Source organism: Nonomuraea monospora, from assembly GCF_039531895.1.
Taxonomy (GTDB): Bacteria; Actinomycetota; Actinomycetes; order Streptosporangiales; family Streptosporangiaceae; genus Nonomuraea; species Nonomuraea monospora.
Genome location: NZ_BAAAQX010000017.1, coordinates 38,975 through 56,366, shown reverse-complemented (window position 1 = coordinate 56,366; position 17,392 = coordinate 38,975). Strand labels below are relative to the sequence as shown.

At 72.2% G+C, this 17,392-nt stretch carries 16 protein-coding genes; 13 read left to right on the top strand and 3 right to left on the bottom strand.

Going from position 1 to position 17,392, the window contains the following annotated elements; translation table 11 throughout:
• Position 1: 1 nt before the first annotated feature.
• Both ABD331_RS30015 and ABD331_RS30010 read left to right on the top strand, forming a co-directional pair.
• The gene (locus ABD331_RS30015; protein ID WP_344481693.1) at positions 2–466 is read left to right on the top strand and encodes a hypothetical protein; all 465 of its coding nucleotides are present in this window, start codon (positions 2–4) and stop codon (positions 464–466) included.
• Between the two features lie 17 nt (positions 467–483).
• A complete protein-coding gene (locus tag ABD331_RS30010; RefSeq protein ID WP_344481690.1) occupies positions 484–1,791 on the top strand; it encodes a hypothetical protein in 1,308 nt (435 codons plus the stop codon).
• Position 1,792: 1 nt separating this feature from the next.
• Here the strand turns inward: ABD331_RS30010 and ABD331_RS30005 are convergent, their stop codons facing one another.
• Positions 1,793–2,701, bottom strand: a complete 909-nt coding sequence (locus ABD331_RS30005; protein ID WP_344481688.1) for a M23 family metallopeptidase — start codon at positions 2,699–2,701, stop codon at positions 1,793–1,795.
• A 131-nt stretch (positions 2,702–2,832) separates the two neighbouring features.
• Between ABD331_RS30005 and ABD331_RS30000 the strand changes: the two genes are divergently transcribed.
• Both ABD331_RS30000 and ABD331_RS29995 read left to right on the top strand, forming a co-directional pair.
• Complete coding sequence (locus ABD331_RS30000; RefSeq protein WP_344481685.1) at positions 2,833–3,921, top strand: hypothetical protein; 1,089 nt, start codon at positions 2,833–2,835, stop codon at positions 3,919–3,921.
• 10 nt (positions 3,922–3,931) lie between these two features.
• Positions 3,932–4,711: a hypothetical protein gene (locus ABD331_RS29995; protein ID WP_344481683.1), complete on the top strand. Its 780-nt coding sequence runs from the start codon at positions 3,932–3,934 to the stop codon at positions 4,709–4,711.
• A 36-nt stretch (positions 4,712–4,747) separates the two neighbouring features.
• Here ABD331_RS29995 and eccB read toward each other — a convergent pair whose 3' ends face one another.
• Positions 4,748–6,157, bottom strand: a complete 1,410-nt coding sequence (gene eccB / locus ABD331_RS29990) for a type VII secretion protein EccB (RefSeq protein WP_344481680.1) — start codon at positions 6,155–6,157, stop codon at positions 4,748–4,750.
• A gap of 72 nt (positions 6,158–6,229) precedes the next feature.
• On the bottom strand, positions 6,230–11,116 hold the full coding sequence (locus ABD331_RS29985; protein WP_344481678.1) for an FtsK/SpoIIIE domain-containing protein: 4,887 nt from the start codon (positions 11,114–11,116) through the stop codon (positions 6,230–6,232).
• A gap of 302 nt (positions 11,117–11,418) precedes the next feature.
• Between ABD331_RS29985 and ABD331_RS29980 the strand changes: the two genes are divergently transcribed.
• Genes ABD331_RS29980 through ABD331_RS29940 form a run of 9 tightly spaced genes read left to right on the top strand, consistent with a single transcriptional unit; the run spans position 11,419 to position 17,328 of the window.
• Positions 11,419–12,090, top strand: coding sequence for a CpaB family protein (locus tag ABD331_RS29980; RefSeq protein ID WP_344481675.1), 672 nt, complete (start codon positions 11,419–11,421; stop codon positions 12,088–12,090).
• Position 12,091: 1 nt separating this feature from the next.
• Entirely contained in the window at positions 12,092–12,808 is a 717-nt protein-coding gene (locus ABD331_RS29975) for a CpaE/TadZ family protein (protein WP_344481673.1), read from the top strand.
• The gene (locus ABD331_RS29970; RefSeq protein ID WP_148438545.1) at positions 12,805–14,100 is read left to right on the top strand and encodes a TadA family conjugal transfer-associated ATPase; all 1,296 of its coding nucleotides are present in this window, start codon (positions 12,805–12,807) and stop codon (positions 14,098–14,100) included. Before ABD331_RS29975 ends, ABD331_RS29970 begins: the two co-directional genes overlap by 4 nt.
• Positions 14,101–14,103: 3 nt before the next feature.
• Positions 14,104–14,952: a type II secretion system F family protein gene (locus ABD331_RS29965; RefSeq protein ID WP_344481669.1), complete on the top strand. Its 849-nt coding sequence runs from the start codon at positions 14,104–14,106 to the stop codon at positions 14,950–14,952.
• Positions 14,945–15,865: a type II secretion system F family protein gene (locus ABD331_RS29960; protein ID WP_344481666.1), complete on the top strand. Its 921-nt coding sequence runs from the start codon at positions 14,945–14,947 to the stop codon at positions 15,863–15,865. Before ABD331_RS29965 ends, ABD331_RS29960 begins: the two co-directional genes overlap by 8 nt.
• Positions 15,865–16,104: a hypothetical protein gene (locus tag ABD331_RS29955; RefSeq protein WP_344481663.1), complete on the top strand. Its 240-nt coding sequence runs from the start codon at positions 15,865–15,867 to the stop codon at positions 16,102–16,104. The genes ABD331_RS29960 and ABD331_RS29955 overlap by 1 nt, the downstream gene beginning before the upstream one ends.
• Positions 16,101–16,532, top strand: a complete 432-nt coding sequence (locus tag ABD331_RS29950; protein WP_344481662.1) for a TadE/TadG family type IV pilus assembly protein — start codon at positions 16,101–16,103, stop codon at positions 16,530–16,532. The genes ABD331_RS29955 and ABD331_RS29950 overlap by 4 nt, the downstream gene beginning before the upstream one ends.
• Positions 16,529–16,915: a TadE/TadG family type IV pilus assembly protein gene (locus ABD331_RS29945; protein ID WP_344481659.1), complete on the top strand. Its 387-nt coding sequence runs from the start codon at positions 16,529–16,531 to the stop codon at positions 16,913–16,915. The genes ABD331_RS29950 and ABD331_RS29945 overlap by 4 nt, the downstream gene beginning before the upstream one ends.
• Complete coding sequence (locus ABD331_RS29940) at positions 16,912–17,328, top strand: TadE/TadG family type IV pilus assembly protein (RefSeq protein ID WP_262379997.1); 417 nt, start codon at positions 16,912–16,914, stop codon at positions 17,326–17,328. Before ABD331_RS29945 ends, ABD331_RS29940 begins: the two co-directional genes overlap by 4 nt.
• Positions 17,329–17,392: the final 64 nt, after the last annotated feature.

The window sequence follows — 17,392 nt, the reverse complement described above, 5'->3', positions numbered from 1 at the left end:
CATGGCCATCCAGCTCGACCAGAACTGGCCGGGGGCGTCGGACAAGGACGAGAGCGAGGACCCGTACACCGACCGCACCGAGGTGCGGCGCATCGCGGGCGAGTTGCACGAGCTGCTCAAGAAGCTCACCACCTCCTCCGGCATCCCGGTGACGGAGTTCGCCGTCCCGCAGGGCGACCCGGTGCCGGGGCCCCAGCTCCCGGCGGGCGCCGGCTCGCTGCCGGACCTCCAGCAGTACTGCGCGCTCAACCAGGAGCAGATGGGCCAGTGGCCGGCCGCCATGCAGTACGGCACGGCCGCCTTCAGCGCCTACGGCATGCTGATCGGCGAGCCCGGCAGCACCGGCGGCCTCTACGCCGGCCTGAACAAGCAGGCGGAGGAGTCGTTCGACGCCGTGCTGGAGATCGCGCGGACGTCCCAGACCGCCGAGCAGGCGACCGAGGAAGCCACCTCGCGTCAGGCCTGAGAGGAAAGAAGAGCGCCATGGCTGACCAGCCCGAGACACAGACCTACACTCTCCGCTACGGCAACCAGCCGATCGACACGTCGGTGCAGGAAGCCGGGTTCATGGAGAGCATGTTCCGGGACACGATCGGTGAGATCCGGGACATGATCGACGCGACCGACCCGGCCGCGGTCCAGCTCGCGGGGCTGTACTACCAGGCCGCCGAGCCGCTGCTGAACGACTTCGCCGCGGACCTGAAGACGAAGGCCGCCGAGCTGGCCGAGCACTACAAGGGGCCGGCGGCGTACCAGACGCAGCTCCAGTTGCGCAGCCTGCACGCCAGCGTGGTCGAGCTGGCCGCCAAGCTCGGCCGGATGGGCAGGTCGCTCAAGCCGTACGGCGACACGCTGCAGTGGGCGCAGGCCAACGTGGTGGAGAGCAGGGGCCGCGACTCCCGCTCCGACAACGACATCGACTGGGCCGACCAGATCCCGTTCTACGGCATCAAGCGCAGCAGCGACCGGGCCACCCAGCACCTGCGGGAGGTCAACGAGCGGATCGCGCAGCACTACGAGGACCTGCCGGTGGACGTGCAGCAGGCGCTGCCGATCGTGGTCGACCCCGAGATGCCCGACTTCGGCAACAGCGGCCTGACCGGCCCGCAGGTCGCCAGCCTCGGCTCGGGGGACGTGCCCGCCTACCAGACCACCCCGTTCAACACCGGCTCGATCCCCGGCGGCCCGTCCGGCGTCAACGGCGACTACCCGTCGTCCGCCGGCCAGTACCCCGGCGGCTACGGCAACGGCGGGCTCAACCCCGGCGACGGCACCGGCGGCGTGGGCGGCGTGGGCGGCGTCCCCGGGGTGGGCGACAGCGACGCCTACGGCGGCGCCGACCCGAACGGGCTCACCGACACCACGCTCGGCGCCACGCCCGGCGTGCCGTCCGTTCCTTCGGCGCCCGCCACGCCGTCGGCGGGCGCGGGCTCGCCCGGCGACTACGGCTCCACGAACCTGGCGGGTTACGACCCCACAGTGCCGGGCGGGCCCGGCAGCCCGAACGGCACCACCTACACGGGCAACGGCCCGGGGACGGGCGGCACCGGCAACCCCGGCGGCGGCGTGACGGGCAACGCGGGGGCGGTCTCCGGCGGCGGCACGGCGGCGAACGCCGCCTCGGCGGCCGGCCGGGCCGGGATGGGCGGCATGGGCGTGCCGATGATGGGCGCGCCGCTCTCCACCAGCCGCAAGGAGGACAACGCGACCGGGGAGATCTCCACGGACCTCTACGAGGACGACGACGTATGGGGTGGGCCGGAAGGCACCACCCCATCGACGCTGGCCTGAGTTAGTCGCAGTGTTCGAGCGGGCTGTCGTACTTGGCGGAGCCGATGGCTCCGCCCCACTTCACGCAGGTCTTGCGGGCGGTGTCCTTCACCGGGCCCGCGTAGTACTGGTAGCTGCCGGCGTCCTTCTTGCGCGCCTTGCCCTCGACCTGGAGGTAGGCCAGCACGGCCGCCTTGCCGGAGCCGCTGTTGCGCAGCGTCGTGACGCAGTTCTGGCCGGTGGCGGCCGAGTAGAGCAGCACCACCTTGCCCGCGGAGCCGAGGCTCTGCGAGTCGATCTGCTTGAAGCCGGAGCCGCAGACCTTCGTGGCCGAGTACGGGTTGCCGCTGCCGCCGCCGTTGTTGTCGCCGGTCGGCGGCGGCGTGCCGCCGCCGCAGTTGCGCGAGGTCACCTTCTGGTTGGGGTAGGCGAAGGTGGCGCCGTTGAACTTGGCGGGCACGATGCTGCCGGACGACGTGCGCTGCTCGTAGTGCAGGTGGGCGATCAGGTTGTACTTGGCGGACGACTTGCCGACGGTGCCGATCTTCTGGCCCTGGCGGACGGTGGCGCCGTTGGAGACCGAGCGGGCGTTCAGGTGGCCGTACAGGGTCACGGTGCCGTCCGAGTGCCGGATCTTGACGACGTTGCCGAGGCCGTCCGTCTTCCGGTACTCCGACATGACGACCGTGCCGGCGCCTGCTGCCACGACCGTCCTGCCGAGGTCGGCGTTGCCGTCGTTCGCGCTGCCGTTGAAGTCGATCTCGTAGCCCGCGGTGTGGGCGGAGCTCTTGCTGCTGCCCACCCAGGTCTCGCCACACGGGAACGGCAGTTGCAGCGTGGAGGCGGCCGTTGCGGCATCCGCCGTGCCCACGCCGGTGAGAGGCAGTACGGCCAAGCCGCACGCGCCTGCTATCAGGGTCTTGATCCGCATGCGGAAAGGCTGCCATCCGGATCATACAGGCGTCTAGATCATTGGCCAACTGTTCACGCTAGAAGTTGATTTTTGTCGATATCGTAGCCAGGTCCGGACATAACGTGATTTATGGACTGGGAGGGGTGTGCATGGCCACCGACACCGGGGGCGCTCAGTACGCTGGCGGGTCGTCGCTCTCCGGCGCCACGATCCAGTTCAAGGACGGCCGCATCAAGCAGGTCGGCGAGGGGCTGGGCGAGCAGGCGCCCAACATGGACGCCATCGCCCAGAACGTCGGCGGCATCCGCGTCGAGCCGCCCGCCTTCGGCGTCATCGGCATCGGCCTCAACTACGCCCACGACCAGCTCAAGGACAACGCCCACAACACGCTCAAGACCGCCAGGGACGTCCTGTCGGACTACCGGACGGCGCTGACGAAGCTCGAGGCGAACTACCAGAAGGCCGACGACGACAACGACGGCGTCATCCAGACCGACCCCTACGGGCTCGACGGAGGCGGCGGAGGCGGCGGCATCGACCCGTCCTCGCTCGGCGGCGGCATTCCGGACACCGGCGGCATCCCCGGCGCGGGCGACCTCGGCGCGGGCGACCTGGGCGCGGGCGACCTGCCGTCCTCCGAACTGCCCGACTCCGAGCTGCCGGACTCCCAGCTCCCCGACTCCGAGCTGCCCGACACCGACCTCCCCGACTCGAACGTCCCCGACACGGACCTCCCTGACACCCAGGTCCCCGAGGTCCCGGACACGCAGGTCCCGGACACGAACATCCCCGAGGCGAACATCCCGGACGCCAACGCCTCGCTCCCCACCACGCCGTCCATCGAGGACCAGCTCAACCACAACGTCCCGGACCCCAGCACCACCCTGCCGACCGACCCCACCAAGACCGGGCTGGCCGGCTACGACCCCACCAAACTGGGCGCCACGCCCACCACCCCGACCATCCCGGGCACCACCACCTCGCTCGGCCCCGGCCTGTCCACCGGCTCGCCCACGGGCGTCTCGTCCGGGGGCATGCAGCAGCCCGCCGCGGCAGGCGCCGCCGCGGCGCGCGGCCTGAACGGCATGAACGGCATGGGCATGCCGTTCATGCCGCCCATGGGCGGCGGAGGCGGCGACCAGAACAGCGAGCGGGACAAGCCCGACTACGTACGCGGCGACGAAGCCGACTGGGTGGACGACATCGACATCGCCCCACCCGTGATCGGCGAGGCCTGAGAGGAACCACATGTCCGCTACAGGAGCCGGTCGCGGCAAGTTCATCTACGCGGCCACCACGGCGACCGCCGCCGCCGCCATGTTGTACGAGTACCCGATGGCCAGGAACATCGCGCTGATGATCGGCACGATGGTGTCCAACCCGCCAAGCATGCAGCTGGCCGCCGAACGGTGGAGCGCCCCCGAGGGCGGCGGCGAGATGGACTTCGAGGGCATCAAGCAGGCGGTGCGCACCCTGCGCGAGGAGTGCAACGAGAAGGAGTGGTGGAAGGGGCCCGCCTGCGAGGCGTTCAACGACTCGGTGGACACGTTCCTGGAGCAGATGGACACGGCCGAGAAGTACCACCAGGGTGTGGGGCAGGGCGTGCACAGCCTCGCCAACGCCTACGACCTCGCCGCGGACGTGGTGGTGACCGTGGCCAGCGTCATGTTGCTGCTCGCCGGCTGGAAGAAGCTCCTCCCCCTCTTCACTCCCTGGCCCGGGTTCCAGGCGGCCATGGCTGTGGCGATCTTCGTCGCGCTGACCCGCATGGGCATGGTGGTCAGGGGCATGCTGGGCAAGCAGATGAAGTCCGTGGCGATGCTCACCGCCGTCGTGGCCGGCGTCAACCTCATGTGCATGTCGCTGGGCCAGTTCATGGAGCAGAGCCGCCCCCGGCCGGACTTCGCGCCGGCCGACCTGGAGTACGTCGGCGACGAGACCACCGGCGTGGGCACCCTGCAGCCCAAGAACGGCGGCATGCCGAGCATTTCCACCACCGGCGCGGGCGGCATGAGCGCCTTCATCTGATCGGGACCGCCGGGGGCCTGTCAGCCCCCGGCGCGGTCACTGGGCGGTGACCTGCAACGGCGAACGCGCCACCTGCGGATCCAGCGCAGGCCCCTCGGGCAGCAGGTGGACGAGGTTGCCGGGGATCGGCGCCACGTCCTCGGCCCCGTATCCCAGCTTGTTGATCTGATCCCCTGACTGCAACTGGAAGCGCCTGCCCTGGTCGCTGATCAGGAAGTAGGTCTGCACGGACGCCTTCTGCCCGTCGCCCGGCAGCAGCCCGCCGAGCGCCGCCGAGCCCGACGGCATCAGCACCTGGTCGAAGTGCTCCTGATCGCCCCGCACGCTGGGCGCGGGGATCGCCATGGTGCCGCCGACCGTCAGCTTCGCCTTGGCCGAGCCGTTCTGCGTGTCGGCGTACACGGAGCACAGCGGCGACGCCGAGGACGCGACCGCCTTGGGCAGGCTGGTCGGCATGCCGCCCACGATGAGGCTGCGGCCGCTGCTCGCGGAGTTGGCCGTGGCCGCGTCGAGCTCCAGCGGCATGGCCGCCTTCCCGCCGTACGCGCGCTTGAGCCCCGGCTCCTCCAGCAGCAGCGTGGCCTGCGTGACGTTGAGCCCGGCCAGGCCGTCGGCGAGCAGCACGTACCAGCGGTCGGGGGCGCCGCCGACGCCCTTCACGATGTAGACGCGCCCGATGGCGGCGTTGCGGCCGTCGGGGCCGCGCTTCTTCTTCCCGATGCCGGGGATGCCCGGCGCCTTGAAGTCGGGCCCGGACGGGATCGCGTTGATCCACGTGGCGGGCACCTTCTTGGGACGCGCGTTGAGCACCCGCACCCCGGCGTCGCTCGTCTTCATCCGCTGGTCGTTCCAGATCACCCAGCTCTCCTGGCCGTCCGTGACGACCAGCGCGCCGGTGCCGATCGGCGTCCCGCCGACCTCGCTGCCGCCCACGAGCGTCACGAACGGGACCGCCGTGCCCGTCGCGTCCGGAGCCTCCGTCACGCAGACCGACCACGGGCCCTTGACCAGCTTCTCCCTGGGCGGCAGCGAGTCGGGGGCGCCGGCGATGCCCACGAGCGGGCCGCGCGGGTACTTGGCGAGCGAGGCCGCGGAGACGTTCCTGACCTCGAAGTTGGTGGAGTCCAGCACCAGCAGCGCGGAGACGTAGTTCGCGACCGGCAGCATCCGCTTCTGTTCCTGGCTGTAGACGTACTTGGCGCCGGTCTCCTCCTCCACGAGGAGCTGCCCGGCCGCCTCCAGGTTCGTCGCCGCGCCGGGCTTGAGCAGCCCCCAGATCCCGAACGCCGCCGTGACCAGCAGCGCGACGATGATCCCGCAGAACATGGCCACGTTGTGCCGCCGCATCGGGGACTCGGGCACGTCCGGCTCCGCCTGCAGCAGTGCCATCCCCAGGCGCTGCTGCATCAGCTTGTGCGCCTGGTAGAGGTCCTTCCGGGTCTGCATCTCTCTCCCCACGTGTCGCAGGCATCAGCATAGAGCGCACACTTGGGTCGAGTTTCGGTCATCCGGTGAATATCAGTCGTTGTCCGGCAAAGCCGCCTGAATCTGGGTGATGGTGCCGGTCGTCACGAGCAGGCCCCGCCCGGACGGCCCGCCGCCCGCTCCGCGCGGCAGCCGGATCGAGAACAGATCGCCGTCGGTCTGCCCCTGCACCGCCAGCAACAGTCCGGTACGCGACTTGCGCGCCTCCGCCACGAACCCCCGGTAGGCCACCGTCAGGTCGCCCGTCGTGCCCGCGATCAGCAGGCCGTGGTCGCCGTCGCGGCCCGACCGGATCACCTCCTCCAGGGCCGTGCCCAGCGGGCCGTCCGGGTTCACCAGCTCGGCGTCGTCCACCAGCACCACGTAGTGCTCGTGCTCGGCCACCAGCTCCCGCAGGTCCGTGGCGTCGCCGTTCAGCACGGCCAGCGCGCCCTCCAGCTCACGCAGCGGGCTGCGCCTGGGCGCGACCGCCACCACCGGGGTGCCCTGGGCGATCAGCGAGTGAGCGGCCGTCAGCAGCGCCGAGGAGCGGCCCGAGCGGGACGGGCCGGCGATCACCGCGCCGGGGCCCTGGGCCTGAAGGTCGAACCCGAGCGGCGCCAGCGCGTCGCCGCCCGCGCCCACCAGGGCCCACAGCGGTGACGGTGGGGTGAACGCCGGGTCCAGGGCCATCGTCTGGGTGGTGGTGATGCGCATCGGGAGCGCGTCCACCCGCAACGGCGGCGACCCGCCCCAGCGCCAGGGGCCCCTGCCGACGCCCAGGGCATGCGAGGGGCTCGGCCGCCTCACCGCGCCACCCCCGGCCCCGTGCTCGTCGGCCCCATGCTCGTCGGCCCCATGCTCGTCGGCCCCATGCTCGTCGGCCTCGTGCCCGTCAGCCCCGGCCCCGAGCCTGTCGGCCTCCTGCTGGGAGGCGCGCCATCCCGGAGGCGCCGACGCCGTGCGGGCCAGCGCCTGGAGCGCCGCGACCTGCGCGGGGCCCGCCGGGTCGGCGGCCAGCAGCGCGACGTGATGCTCCACGATCCCGTGCTCACCCATGGACAGCGCCCGCCCCGCAGGCATGACGGCCGGCAGCCCCTTGAGCGGGAAGCCCGCCAGCCCGTAGTCCGTGCTGTCGGACAACCGCAACAACAGCCGATCATCGAACACGGTTGACACCTGCCCGAGCAACCCCGACCGATCGCTGCTCACGACCCCCCTCAACCCCACCGCGGGCCCTTCCCGCAGAAGCTGCAGCACCGCCTCGATCAGCCGCCCGTAGTCGTAGCCCTCGAAGGCCGCGACGAAGCCCTCCCACCGGTCGAGCATGAACACCAGCCACGGCAGCCGATGCCCGGCCAGCCGGTACTCGGCCAGCGACGCGTGCCCGGCCTCCGCGAGAAGCTGCTGCCTGCGCCCGACCTCCGCCCGCAGCCGGGTGAGCAGCCGCTCCACCCGGTCGAGCTGGTCGCGCGTCACGACGGCGCCGCAGTGCGGCATGGCCATCAGCGGCAGCAGCGCGCCGGAGCCGCAGTCCACGGCGTGCAGGTGCACGTCCTCGGGGGAGGCGTGGGCGGCGATGGAGCCCGCGATGGTCCGCAGCGCCGTCGATCTTCCGCTGCGAGCGGCGCCCGCGATGAGCAGGTGTCCGCCGTGCGCGACGTCGAGCGCCAGCGGGCGCCTGTCCTGCGCCCACGGCCGGTCGGTGATCCCGAACGGCAGCGGCTCCACTTCCGCGAACCCGCCGGCGGCCTCCGGGGGGCTGCTCTCGGGGAGGTCGAGGACGAGGTGCGAGGGCAGGGGGTCCAGCCAGGGGCTCGGCTGCGCGGGCACTTCCGCCAGTTCGGCGGCCTCGATGAGGGCGTCGGCGACGAGCGTGAGGTCCGTGATCGTGGACTCCTCGTCGTCCGCACGCGGAGGCGGCGGCAGCGCCTTGCCCAGCGCACGCCACTCCACCTCAAGCACTCGCAGACTCCCACCCCCCGCCAAACCGCCCGCCAGGCCGCCGCCCGCCAGGCCGCCGCCCGCCAGGCCGCCGCCCGCCAGGCCGCCGCCCGCCGGGCCGCCACCAGTGCCGCTCGCCCCGTTCCCGCCCGGCACGGGCAGGACCGGGCTGCGACCCCCGACGCGGGCCGTCTGCACCGCGACCGCCGCCCCCACCCCCGACCGCACGTAACACCGCCCAGGCGTCGACTTGGAGATGTGCGCGGCGTCCGGCACATCGATCACGTCCGCCGACTCGGCGGGCTCGGTCACCCGCAACGCGATCCGCAGCGACGTGTTCGCCTGGATGTCGGCCGTCACCACCCCGGCGGGCCGCTGCGTGGCCAGGATGAGATGAATCCCGAGAGACCGCCCGCGCCGCGCGATGTCCACGAGCCCGGTCACGAAGTCAGGCAACTCGGCCACGAGCGCGGCGAACTCGTCGATGATCAACACCAGCCGGGGCATCCCCGCCCCGGTGTAGTCCTCGATGTCCTTGGCCCCCGCCGCCGCCAGCAGCCGCTCCCTGCGCCGGATCTCGGCCGCGAGCGAGTCGAGGGCCCGCTGCGTGAGGTGGCCGTCGAGGTCGCTGACCATGCCGACGGTGTGCGGCAGCCGTACGCACTCCTTGAAGGCCGCCCCGCCCTTGTAGTCGATCAGCACGAACGTGAGCTGGTCGGGCCGGTTCGCCACCGCCAGCGAGCAGATCATGGTCTGCAGCAGCTCTGACTTGCCCGCGCCTGTGGTGCCGGCGATGAGCCCGTGCGGGCCGTCGAGCCGGAGGTCCACGGTGAACGGCCCGTCGGGCCCGACGCCGATCAGCGCCTCGGTGCTGCCGTGCGCGGTCCACCGGGAGGCCAGCTCGGCGCCGGTGGGCACGGTCAGGCCCATGAGGTCGAGCAGGCGGGCGGCGTCGGGCAGGTTGCCGCCTGGGTCGTCCCTGCTGACGTCGCGGATGGGGGCCAGCGCCCTGGCGAGGCGGTCGCACCAGGCGGGGGAGACGAGGTCGCCGAGGAGGGGCCCGAGGACGTCGAGGCCGCCGCCGCGCAGGCGGACCAGCCCGTCGGGGCCGCAGTCGGCCACGGTCTGGCACTCCTCGGGCAGCAGCCGCTGGTCGTCGTCGATGGCGAGGGTGAACACGCCGCAGCGCGGCCCCTGGCGCAGCACCTGCGGCATGCCGGGCAGGCCGCGCAGCACCTGGGCGCCGTCGAGGATCACCAGCACGTCGTAGGGGCGCACGTCGTAGGAGGAGAAGGTGGGCTTCTCGGGGCCGCCGAGGTCGTCCCAGCCGGTGGGGACCTTGCCCAGCTCGGGGATGGCGGTGTTCTGGCGTTCGTCGATGAGGGCGGCCAGCTCGGCGACCCGGCGGGCGGCGGAGTCGGGGTCGGCGCCGACGAGCGCCACGCACTCCTCGCCCGCCCGGGGCGCGCAGTGCGGCAGCCAGCGCATCCAGCCCCACTGCCGCTCGGCGTCGGGGTGCGCGGACACGATGACGACGGCCAGGTCGCGAGGGCTGTGCAGGGTGGCGGCCTGGGCTATGAGCCAGCTCGCCAGCCCGGCGGCGGCCGTACGGTCACCGGTGACGCCCGCCACCCCGAGCCGCCGCATGGGCAGCGCGACCGGCACGGAGCGGCAGATCGGGGGGTCGATGCGGCCGCCCTGCTCCTCGGAAAGCTCCAGGTCGGCGGGCAGGTCGGCGAGGCCGATGCGCAGCCGGAGCGTGTCGGTGTCGTGGATCCTGCGCTCCCACAGCCGCCTGCGCGGCCCGGTGGCGGTCAGCAGCACGCGGGCGGGGTCGGGCGCGTCGTCCCTGCGCGCGGCCTCGTCGGCGACGCGGGCCTGCTCCACCTCCTCGTCGTAGGCGCGCAGCTTCTCCTTGTGCTCCTTGAGCGCCTTCTTGTGCTGCTTCTTGCCGTGGCGGCGGTCGCTCCACCACTGGCCGATCATGATGACCGGCGTCATGAGGGCGACGAGCAGGTAGAACGGCTGCTTGAGCGCGAACGCCAGGGTGACGCCGAGCACGGCGGGCAGGAGCGCGGCCAGCAGTTGCAGGCGCATCCCCTCGTTCCTCGTCGGCTCCTTGGGCCGGACGAACGTGCGCCGGGGCTCGGGCCGCCGCAGCCTGGGCGGCCGGTTGTAGGCGACGCCGCCCTCCTTGCGCGGCGCGAGGTGGGCGTCCCTCGGCTCGATGGAGGTCAGCGTGAACACCGAGGAGCCGCAGGTCAGCACGGCCTGGTCGGGCCATTCGACCGGCTCGGTGAGCGGCCGGCCGTCGAGCTCGGGCACCTCGCCGTAGCCGGCGGCGAGCGCGGCGGCCTCCCGCTCGGCCGTGCGGGCGGTGAGCTCGGCGACCTCCTCGGCCCAGCGGCCCTTGAGCTTGAGCTTGGGCGCGTCGGCCGGCGGCTGCCAGGTGCGCTCCACGGTGATGGCCTCCGGCGTCACGCGTACGGTGACCGCCTCGGGAGCCAGCGCGGGATCGCCCACCGCCACCGCGCACATGGGGTCGGCGCCGATGACGTGCGCGCCCAGCCCGAGCCGGTGCACCGCCCCGGCGGCGGGCCCGCCCACGACCCGCACCTCGGCGACGCCGCCGGGCTCCGCGACGATGGTGGCGCGGGCCAGGTGGGCCTCCATGGTCACCTTGTCGCCGTCGCGCAGCACGGCGGTGACCGGGGCGAGCGGGTCGAGCGGGCGGCCGTCGCGCCACAGCGTGGGCGGCCCCATGTCGGACCGCTCGGGCCTGCGCGGCCGCGGCACCCGGGGGCCTCCGCCGCCCGCCGTCATGCCGCCCGCCGTCATGTTGTAGGGGGCTCTGGCCTTGGGCAGCCGGACGACCTCCGCCAGCGGGCCGTGGTCGCTCAGCTCCGCGCTGAGCCGTCCCACCGTGGCGCCGTCGTCGCCGTCGATCACGACGTCACGGTCGCCCTGCCCGCCGATCACGGTGAGCATGATCCGCATGGTGCCGTCTCTCCTCGGTCGACTTCGGGCGCCAAAGTAGCGTCCGGAACGTGGCGGGGTGCGCCGATTGACGCCAATGGCATGGCCCGGTGATGGATGTGACAGAAGTTATTGAAGAGGCGACTAACCCAATAAATCGGTATCCGTCAACTCGGTAGAAACAATAGGCATTGATTATCTGCGCTTGACATCATGTCACCTGCGAAACAAGCATGGGTCTTCGAATTCCGCCTCCGCCGCTCGGATGATCCCCACATAATGGCGTGAATTCCGCAATTCACCTTTCCGGGAGCCCCCCACCCATGAGGACCAGTGAAAAGCAGCCTGCCGCCAACGCGGCGGCGGGGTTGTCCGGGCCGGCCTCGCGCAAGCTCCCCGTCCCGCCCAGGGAACGCAAGCCGGCGCTGGCCGCGCTGGCCGTCCTGCTCATCCTGGGCGGCGCGCTGGCCACGACCCTGCTCGTGCTGAACAGCGGCAACCGCGTCTCCGCCATCCGCGTCGTCCAGCAGGTCGGCGCCGGGCAGAAGTTCACCAAGGCCGCGATCGAGGAAGTCAAGATCGCTAATGATGGCGTCGACTACGTCTCCTGGTCGGAGCGGGACGAAGTGCTCAACAGCTTCGCGACCGTCACCATCCTGCCTGGCACGCTGTTCATCAACGAGATGGGGGCGAAGACGACCACTGAGCTGGGGGAGGGAAAGGCCACCGTCGGGCTGGCCCTCAAACCCGGTCAAATACCGGCAGACGTGCAGCCGGGTGATCGCGTTCAGGTGATATTCGTACCGAGCCGGTCGAGTGAGGGAGAAAGCCGCGTGCTCGCCGCGAGCGCACTCGTCTTCGCCGTCGGCGACAAGTCCAGAACGGGGAATTCCGGCCAGATCACCGTGGTCGTGGAGGCTCCCGCGGCGCCGGAGGTCGTGGCCGCCGCCTCCAGCGGGCAGATCGCGGTGGCCGAGCTTCCGGGGGCACGCTGACGTGGCGCTGATCGTACTGGCGGCCGACAAGGGCGCGCCGGGGGTGACCACCGCCGCCACGGCGCTCGCGGCGGTCTGGCCCCGTCCCGTGCTGCTGGCCGAATGTGACCCGGCGGGCGGCGACCTCGCCTACCGCCTGCCCGCCGCGGGCGGAGGCGTGCTGAACCCCGGCAGGGGGCTGCTCACGCTGGGCGCCACCGCGCGGCGCGGGCTGGAGGCCGCGCAGATCCACCAGCACACCCAGAAGATCGTCGGCGGGCTCGACGTGCTGGTCGGGCTCACGCACGGCGAGCAGGCCGCCGGGCTCACCTGGCTGTGGGGCCCGCTGGGCAGGTCGCTCGCGGCCGTCCCGAACGCCGACGTGATCGCCGACTGCGGACGTCTGGGCGCGCACCCGCAGATCGCCGACCTGATGGCCGAGTCCGAGCAGGTCGTGCTGCTCACCAGGGCCACCCTCGACCACGTGGCCCACCTGCGCGAGCGACTCCAGATCACCAAGGCGCACGGCGTCGTGGTGATCGCCGACCCGCGCAACTACCGCGGCTCCATCGAGGACGTGCGCAGGATCGTCGGCCCCAGCGTGCAGTTCGTGCACGGCCTGGCCTACGACCCCAAGGGCGCCGAATTGCTGCGCGGCCAGTGGGGCGGCCGGCTGGACCGCTCGCTGCTCATCCGTACGGCCCGAGACCTGGCGGCGAGGCTGGTGAGCCACCGATGATCGACCACTCCCTCGTCAAACGCTTCCGCCAGGAGGTCGGCGACCGCCTGGCCCACCAGCGCCGGCTCGACCAGGCCAACGGCCTGCCCCCGATGACCGGCGAGGACGAGCGCCAGTTCGCCAGGGCGCTGATCTCGCAGGTGCTGGAGGAGCACGCGCGCGGCGAGATCGGCCTGGGCCGCACGCCGCCGACCGTGGAGGAGGAAGAGGCGCTCGCGGCCGGCATCCACGCGGCGCTGTTCGGGGTGGGGCGGCTGCAGCCGCTGCTCGACGACGCCGAGGTCGAGAACATCGACATCAACGGTTGCGACAGGGTGTTCGTGAGCTACGCCGACGGCCAGGAGCTGATGCACGACCCGGTCGCCGAGTCCGACGACGAGCTGATCGAGCTGATCCAGATCCTGGCGGCGTACTCGGGGCTGTCGAGCAGGCCGTTCGACACCGCCAACCCACAGCTCGACCTGCGCCTGCCCGACGGCTCCCGGCTGAGCGCGGTCATGGACGTCACGGTCAGGCCGTCCGTGTCGATCCGCCGCGCCCGCCTGGGCAAGGTCTTCATGTCCGATCTCGTAGGCAACGGCACGATAAGTCAGGACATAGCGAGGTTCATGAAGGCGGCGGTCGGCGCCCGCAAGAACATCATGATCGCCGGGTCCACCAACGCGGGCAAGACGACCCTGCTGCGCGCCCTGGCCAACGAGATCCCGCCCGCCGAGCGCCTCATCACCGTCGAACGCGCCCTGGAGCTGGGCCTCGACCAGTTCCCCGAGCTGCACCCCAACGTCGTCGCCTTCGAGCAGCGCCTGCCCAACTCCGAGGGCCAGGGCGAGATCTCCATGGCCGAGCTGGTCCGCCGCTCGCTGCGGATGAACCCCAGCCGCGTCATCGTCGGCGAGGTGCTCGGCGACGAGATCGTCACCATGCTCAACGCGATGACCCAGGGCAACGACGGCTCCCTGTCGACCATCCACGCCAACTCCAGCATGGAGGTCTTCAACCGCATCTCCACCTACGCGTTGCAGGCCCGCGAGCGGCTGCCCATCGACGCCACCCACATGCTCATCGCCGGCGCCATCGACTTCGTGGTCTTCATCGAGAAGCGCAACGACTACCACGTGGGCGGCCGGCTGCGCCGCTACGTCTCCAGCATCCGCGAGGTCAACGGCTGCGACGGCCGCGTGCTGTCCAGCGAGGTGTTCGTGCCTGGCCCCGACGGCGCCGCCGTCCCGCACGCCCCGCTCTCCTGCCTGGAGGAACTCGCCGCCCACGGCTACACCCCGGGAGGCTGGTGAGACATGCCGATCACGATCTCCCCGCTGGCGCTGCTCGCCGGCGCGACCGCGGGCGGCGGCCTGTTCCTGTTCCTCCTGTCCCTGTACGGCCTGCGCCCCCGCCCCACCCGGCCCAAGAGCAACCTGGTCAAGGCGCTCACCACCCGCGGCGCCGTCGCGGCGGTGGCCGCCACCCTGGTCCTGATCATCACCCACTGGCCGGTCATGGCGGTCGGCACGGTGCTGCTCGTGTTCGCCTGGCGCGGCCTGGCGGGCGGCGCCGCCGAGGAGCGCGCCGCCATGCGCCGCCTGGAGGGCCTGGCCGCCTGGACGGAGTCGCTGCGCGACACGATCGCCGGAGCCGCCGGCCTCGAACAGGCCATCCCCTCCTCCATCAGAGCCGCCGCGCCCATGCTCAGGCCCCACCTGCGCGCGCTGATCGACCGGCTGCACACCAGGATGGCGCTGCCGGAGGCGCTGGCCCGCTTCGCCGACGAGCTCGACGACCCCTCGGCCGACCTGGTCGTCGCCGCGCTCATACTCAACTCCAAGCTGCGCGGCCCCGGCCTGCGCGACGTGCTCGGCGCGCTGGCCGTCTCGGCCCGCGAGGAGCTGGACATGCGCCGCCGCGTCGAGGCCGAGCGCCGCGCCACCAGGCGCAGCGTGCAGATCGTAGTGATCACGGCGCTGGTGTTCGCCGGGATCCTCGTGCTGTTCAACCCCGAGTACGTCAAGGAGTACGAGGGCTACCTGGGCCAGGCCGTCCTGGTGGTCGTCGCGGGGCTGTTCGGCGCGGGGTTCGCCTGGATGCGGCGGCTGGCCAGGTTCGACAAGCCCACGCGGCTGCTCATGGGAGGAGGCGGCGATGGTTGAGAGCGCGCTTGCCGGCGCCGTGCTCGGGCTCGGCCTGTTCGTGCTGCTGAGGGCGCTGTTCCCGGCCCGTCCCGGGCTGGTGGCGCGGCTGCTCGCGCTCGACGCCGTCCGCGAGGACACGGGCGCGCCCCGCATCCAGCTCGTGCTGCCCGACGAGGAGGTCAGCGCGTTCCGGCGCGGCCTCGGCGCCCGCCTGGCCGCCCTGTACGGCGCGCGCGGCTGGGAGGCCAGGTCGGTCAAGTCGGACCTGGCCCTGGTCGGCCGCTCGTTCGAGGCGTTCCTGGCCACCAAGGTGCTGCTGGCGGCCAGCGGCCTGCTGGCCTTCCCGCTGCTGCTGGCCTGGCTGGTGCTCATGGAGTGGGGCGTCTCCCTGGCCATCCCGTTCTGGACGGCCGTGCTCGTCGCCGCCGTCTTCTTCTTCCTGCCCGACTTGCAGGTCAAGCGGGACGCGGCGGCCAAGCGGCGCGACTTCCGCCACGTCGTCGGCGCCTTCCTCGACCTCGTCTCCATGAACCTGGCGGGCGGCCGGGGTGTCCCCGAGGCCCTCATGATGGCCGTCTCCGTCAGCGGCGAGCAGCCCAACTGGGCGATGGGCCGCATCCGCGACGCCCTCAGCGGCGCCAGGATCGTCGGCATCACGCCCTGGCAGGCGCTCGGCCAGCTCGGCGAGGAGATCAACGTCGACGAGCTGCGCGACCTGTCCGCCGCGCTCGGCCTGGTGGCCGACGACGGCGCCAAAGTACGTGCCTCGCTCACGGCCAGGGCCGCCACGCTGCGCCGCCGTGAGCTGGCCGAGATCGAGGGCCGGGCGGGCGAGCGCTCCCAGTCGATGCTGGTGGCCCAGCTCCTGCTCTGCGCCGGTTTCGTGATCTTCCTCAGCTATCCCGCCGCGATGAAAATGTTGGGAGTCTGATGAACCACCCGTGGATCGTCTATCTGAACGCCTACCTGGGCGAGCGCGTCCGCCGCGCCCGCACCGCGCCCACCAGGGGCGCCTCCGCCGTCGAATGGGTGATCATCACCGCGATCATCGCCGGCGTCGCGCTCGGCCTGGCCACCTTGATCAGAACCCTGGTGGAGCAGCAGCAGGGCAACCTCGAACAGACCTTCGGCGGCGGCGGAGACGGCGGTGGGGGCGGCGGCCAGCCGTGAGAGTCAGGCCGCCTCGGGACGAGCGCGGCGCGACAGTGATCGAGCTGGCCCTGCTGATGCCGGTCATCCTCGCGACCGTGCTGCTCATCGTGCAGGTCGCCCTCTGGTTCCACGCCCGCGAGGTGGCCGAGGCGGCGGCCAGGGAGGGCGCGCGCGTGGCCAGGGCCGCCCCGTTCGACTCGGCCGCCTGGCAGGGCGAGGCCACCGGCAAGGCCACCGAGATCATCCAGGCCGTCGGGCCCCGGCTGCTCCAGGAGGCCACCGCCACGACCTCGGAGAGGGAGCCCGACGAGCGCTTCGTCACGGTGACCGGCAGCGCCGTGCAGGTCATCCCGCTGCTGCCCGACCTCGCGTTCACCATCACCGCCACCGCGGGCGGCCCCGTCGAGTGCTTCCGCCCCGACAACGGCGGCGAGGACTGCGCATGAACGAGCGGGGTTCGATGGCCGTGGAGACCGTCATGCTGGCCCCGGTCTTCCTGCTGTTCCTGATGTTCCTGGCCGGCGCCGGGGTGCTGGTGGAGTCGCAGGGACGGGTGAACGGGGCCGCGCGCGACGCCGCCCGCGCCGCGTCCGTGCAGCGCACGCTCGACGACGCGGAGGCCGCGGCGGAGGGCATCACCACGAGCGTGCTGGAGGGCCGCTGCCAGTCGGCCGCGGTCACCCTGGACGGCTCCGAGTGGGAGCAGGGCGGCCAGGTGCAGGCCGAGGTGTCGTGCGAGCTGGACCTGGCCTTCCTCGGCTTCGGCGGCACCAAGCGGCTCACGGGCACGGCGGTGGTGCCGATCGAGCAGTTCAGGAGGGTCGAATGAGAGCCGGCGAGCGGGGCTCCATGTCGGTGTTCACCGTGCTGTTCTCCGTGGTCGTGTTCCTGCTGGCCGGGCTGCTGGTGGACGGCGGCTCCGCGATCAACGCCCGGCTGCGCGCCGCCGACGTGGCCGAGCAGGCCGCCCGCGCCGGCGCCGACGAGCTCGACGTGGACCACCTCCGCGCGACGGGGGAGGCGCGGCTGCTCGGCGAGGCGCAGGTGTGCGCCAGGGCCGACGAGATCGTCGCGGCCCAGGGCGGCGACGACGTGTCGTCGGGCGAGTGCGCGATCGGCCAGGGCCAGGCCACCGTGACCGTCACCGTGGCGGTGCGGTGGGAGGCGTTCTTCCTCGGCGCGATCGGCTTCCCCGGCTCCGAGATGACCGGCGAGGCCACGGCGGCGCCCGAAGCGAGATAGACCGAATCCCGCCACTCGATGGAAGCGGGACACCACCAGGCACGACCCTGGACCGGGGAAAGGA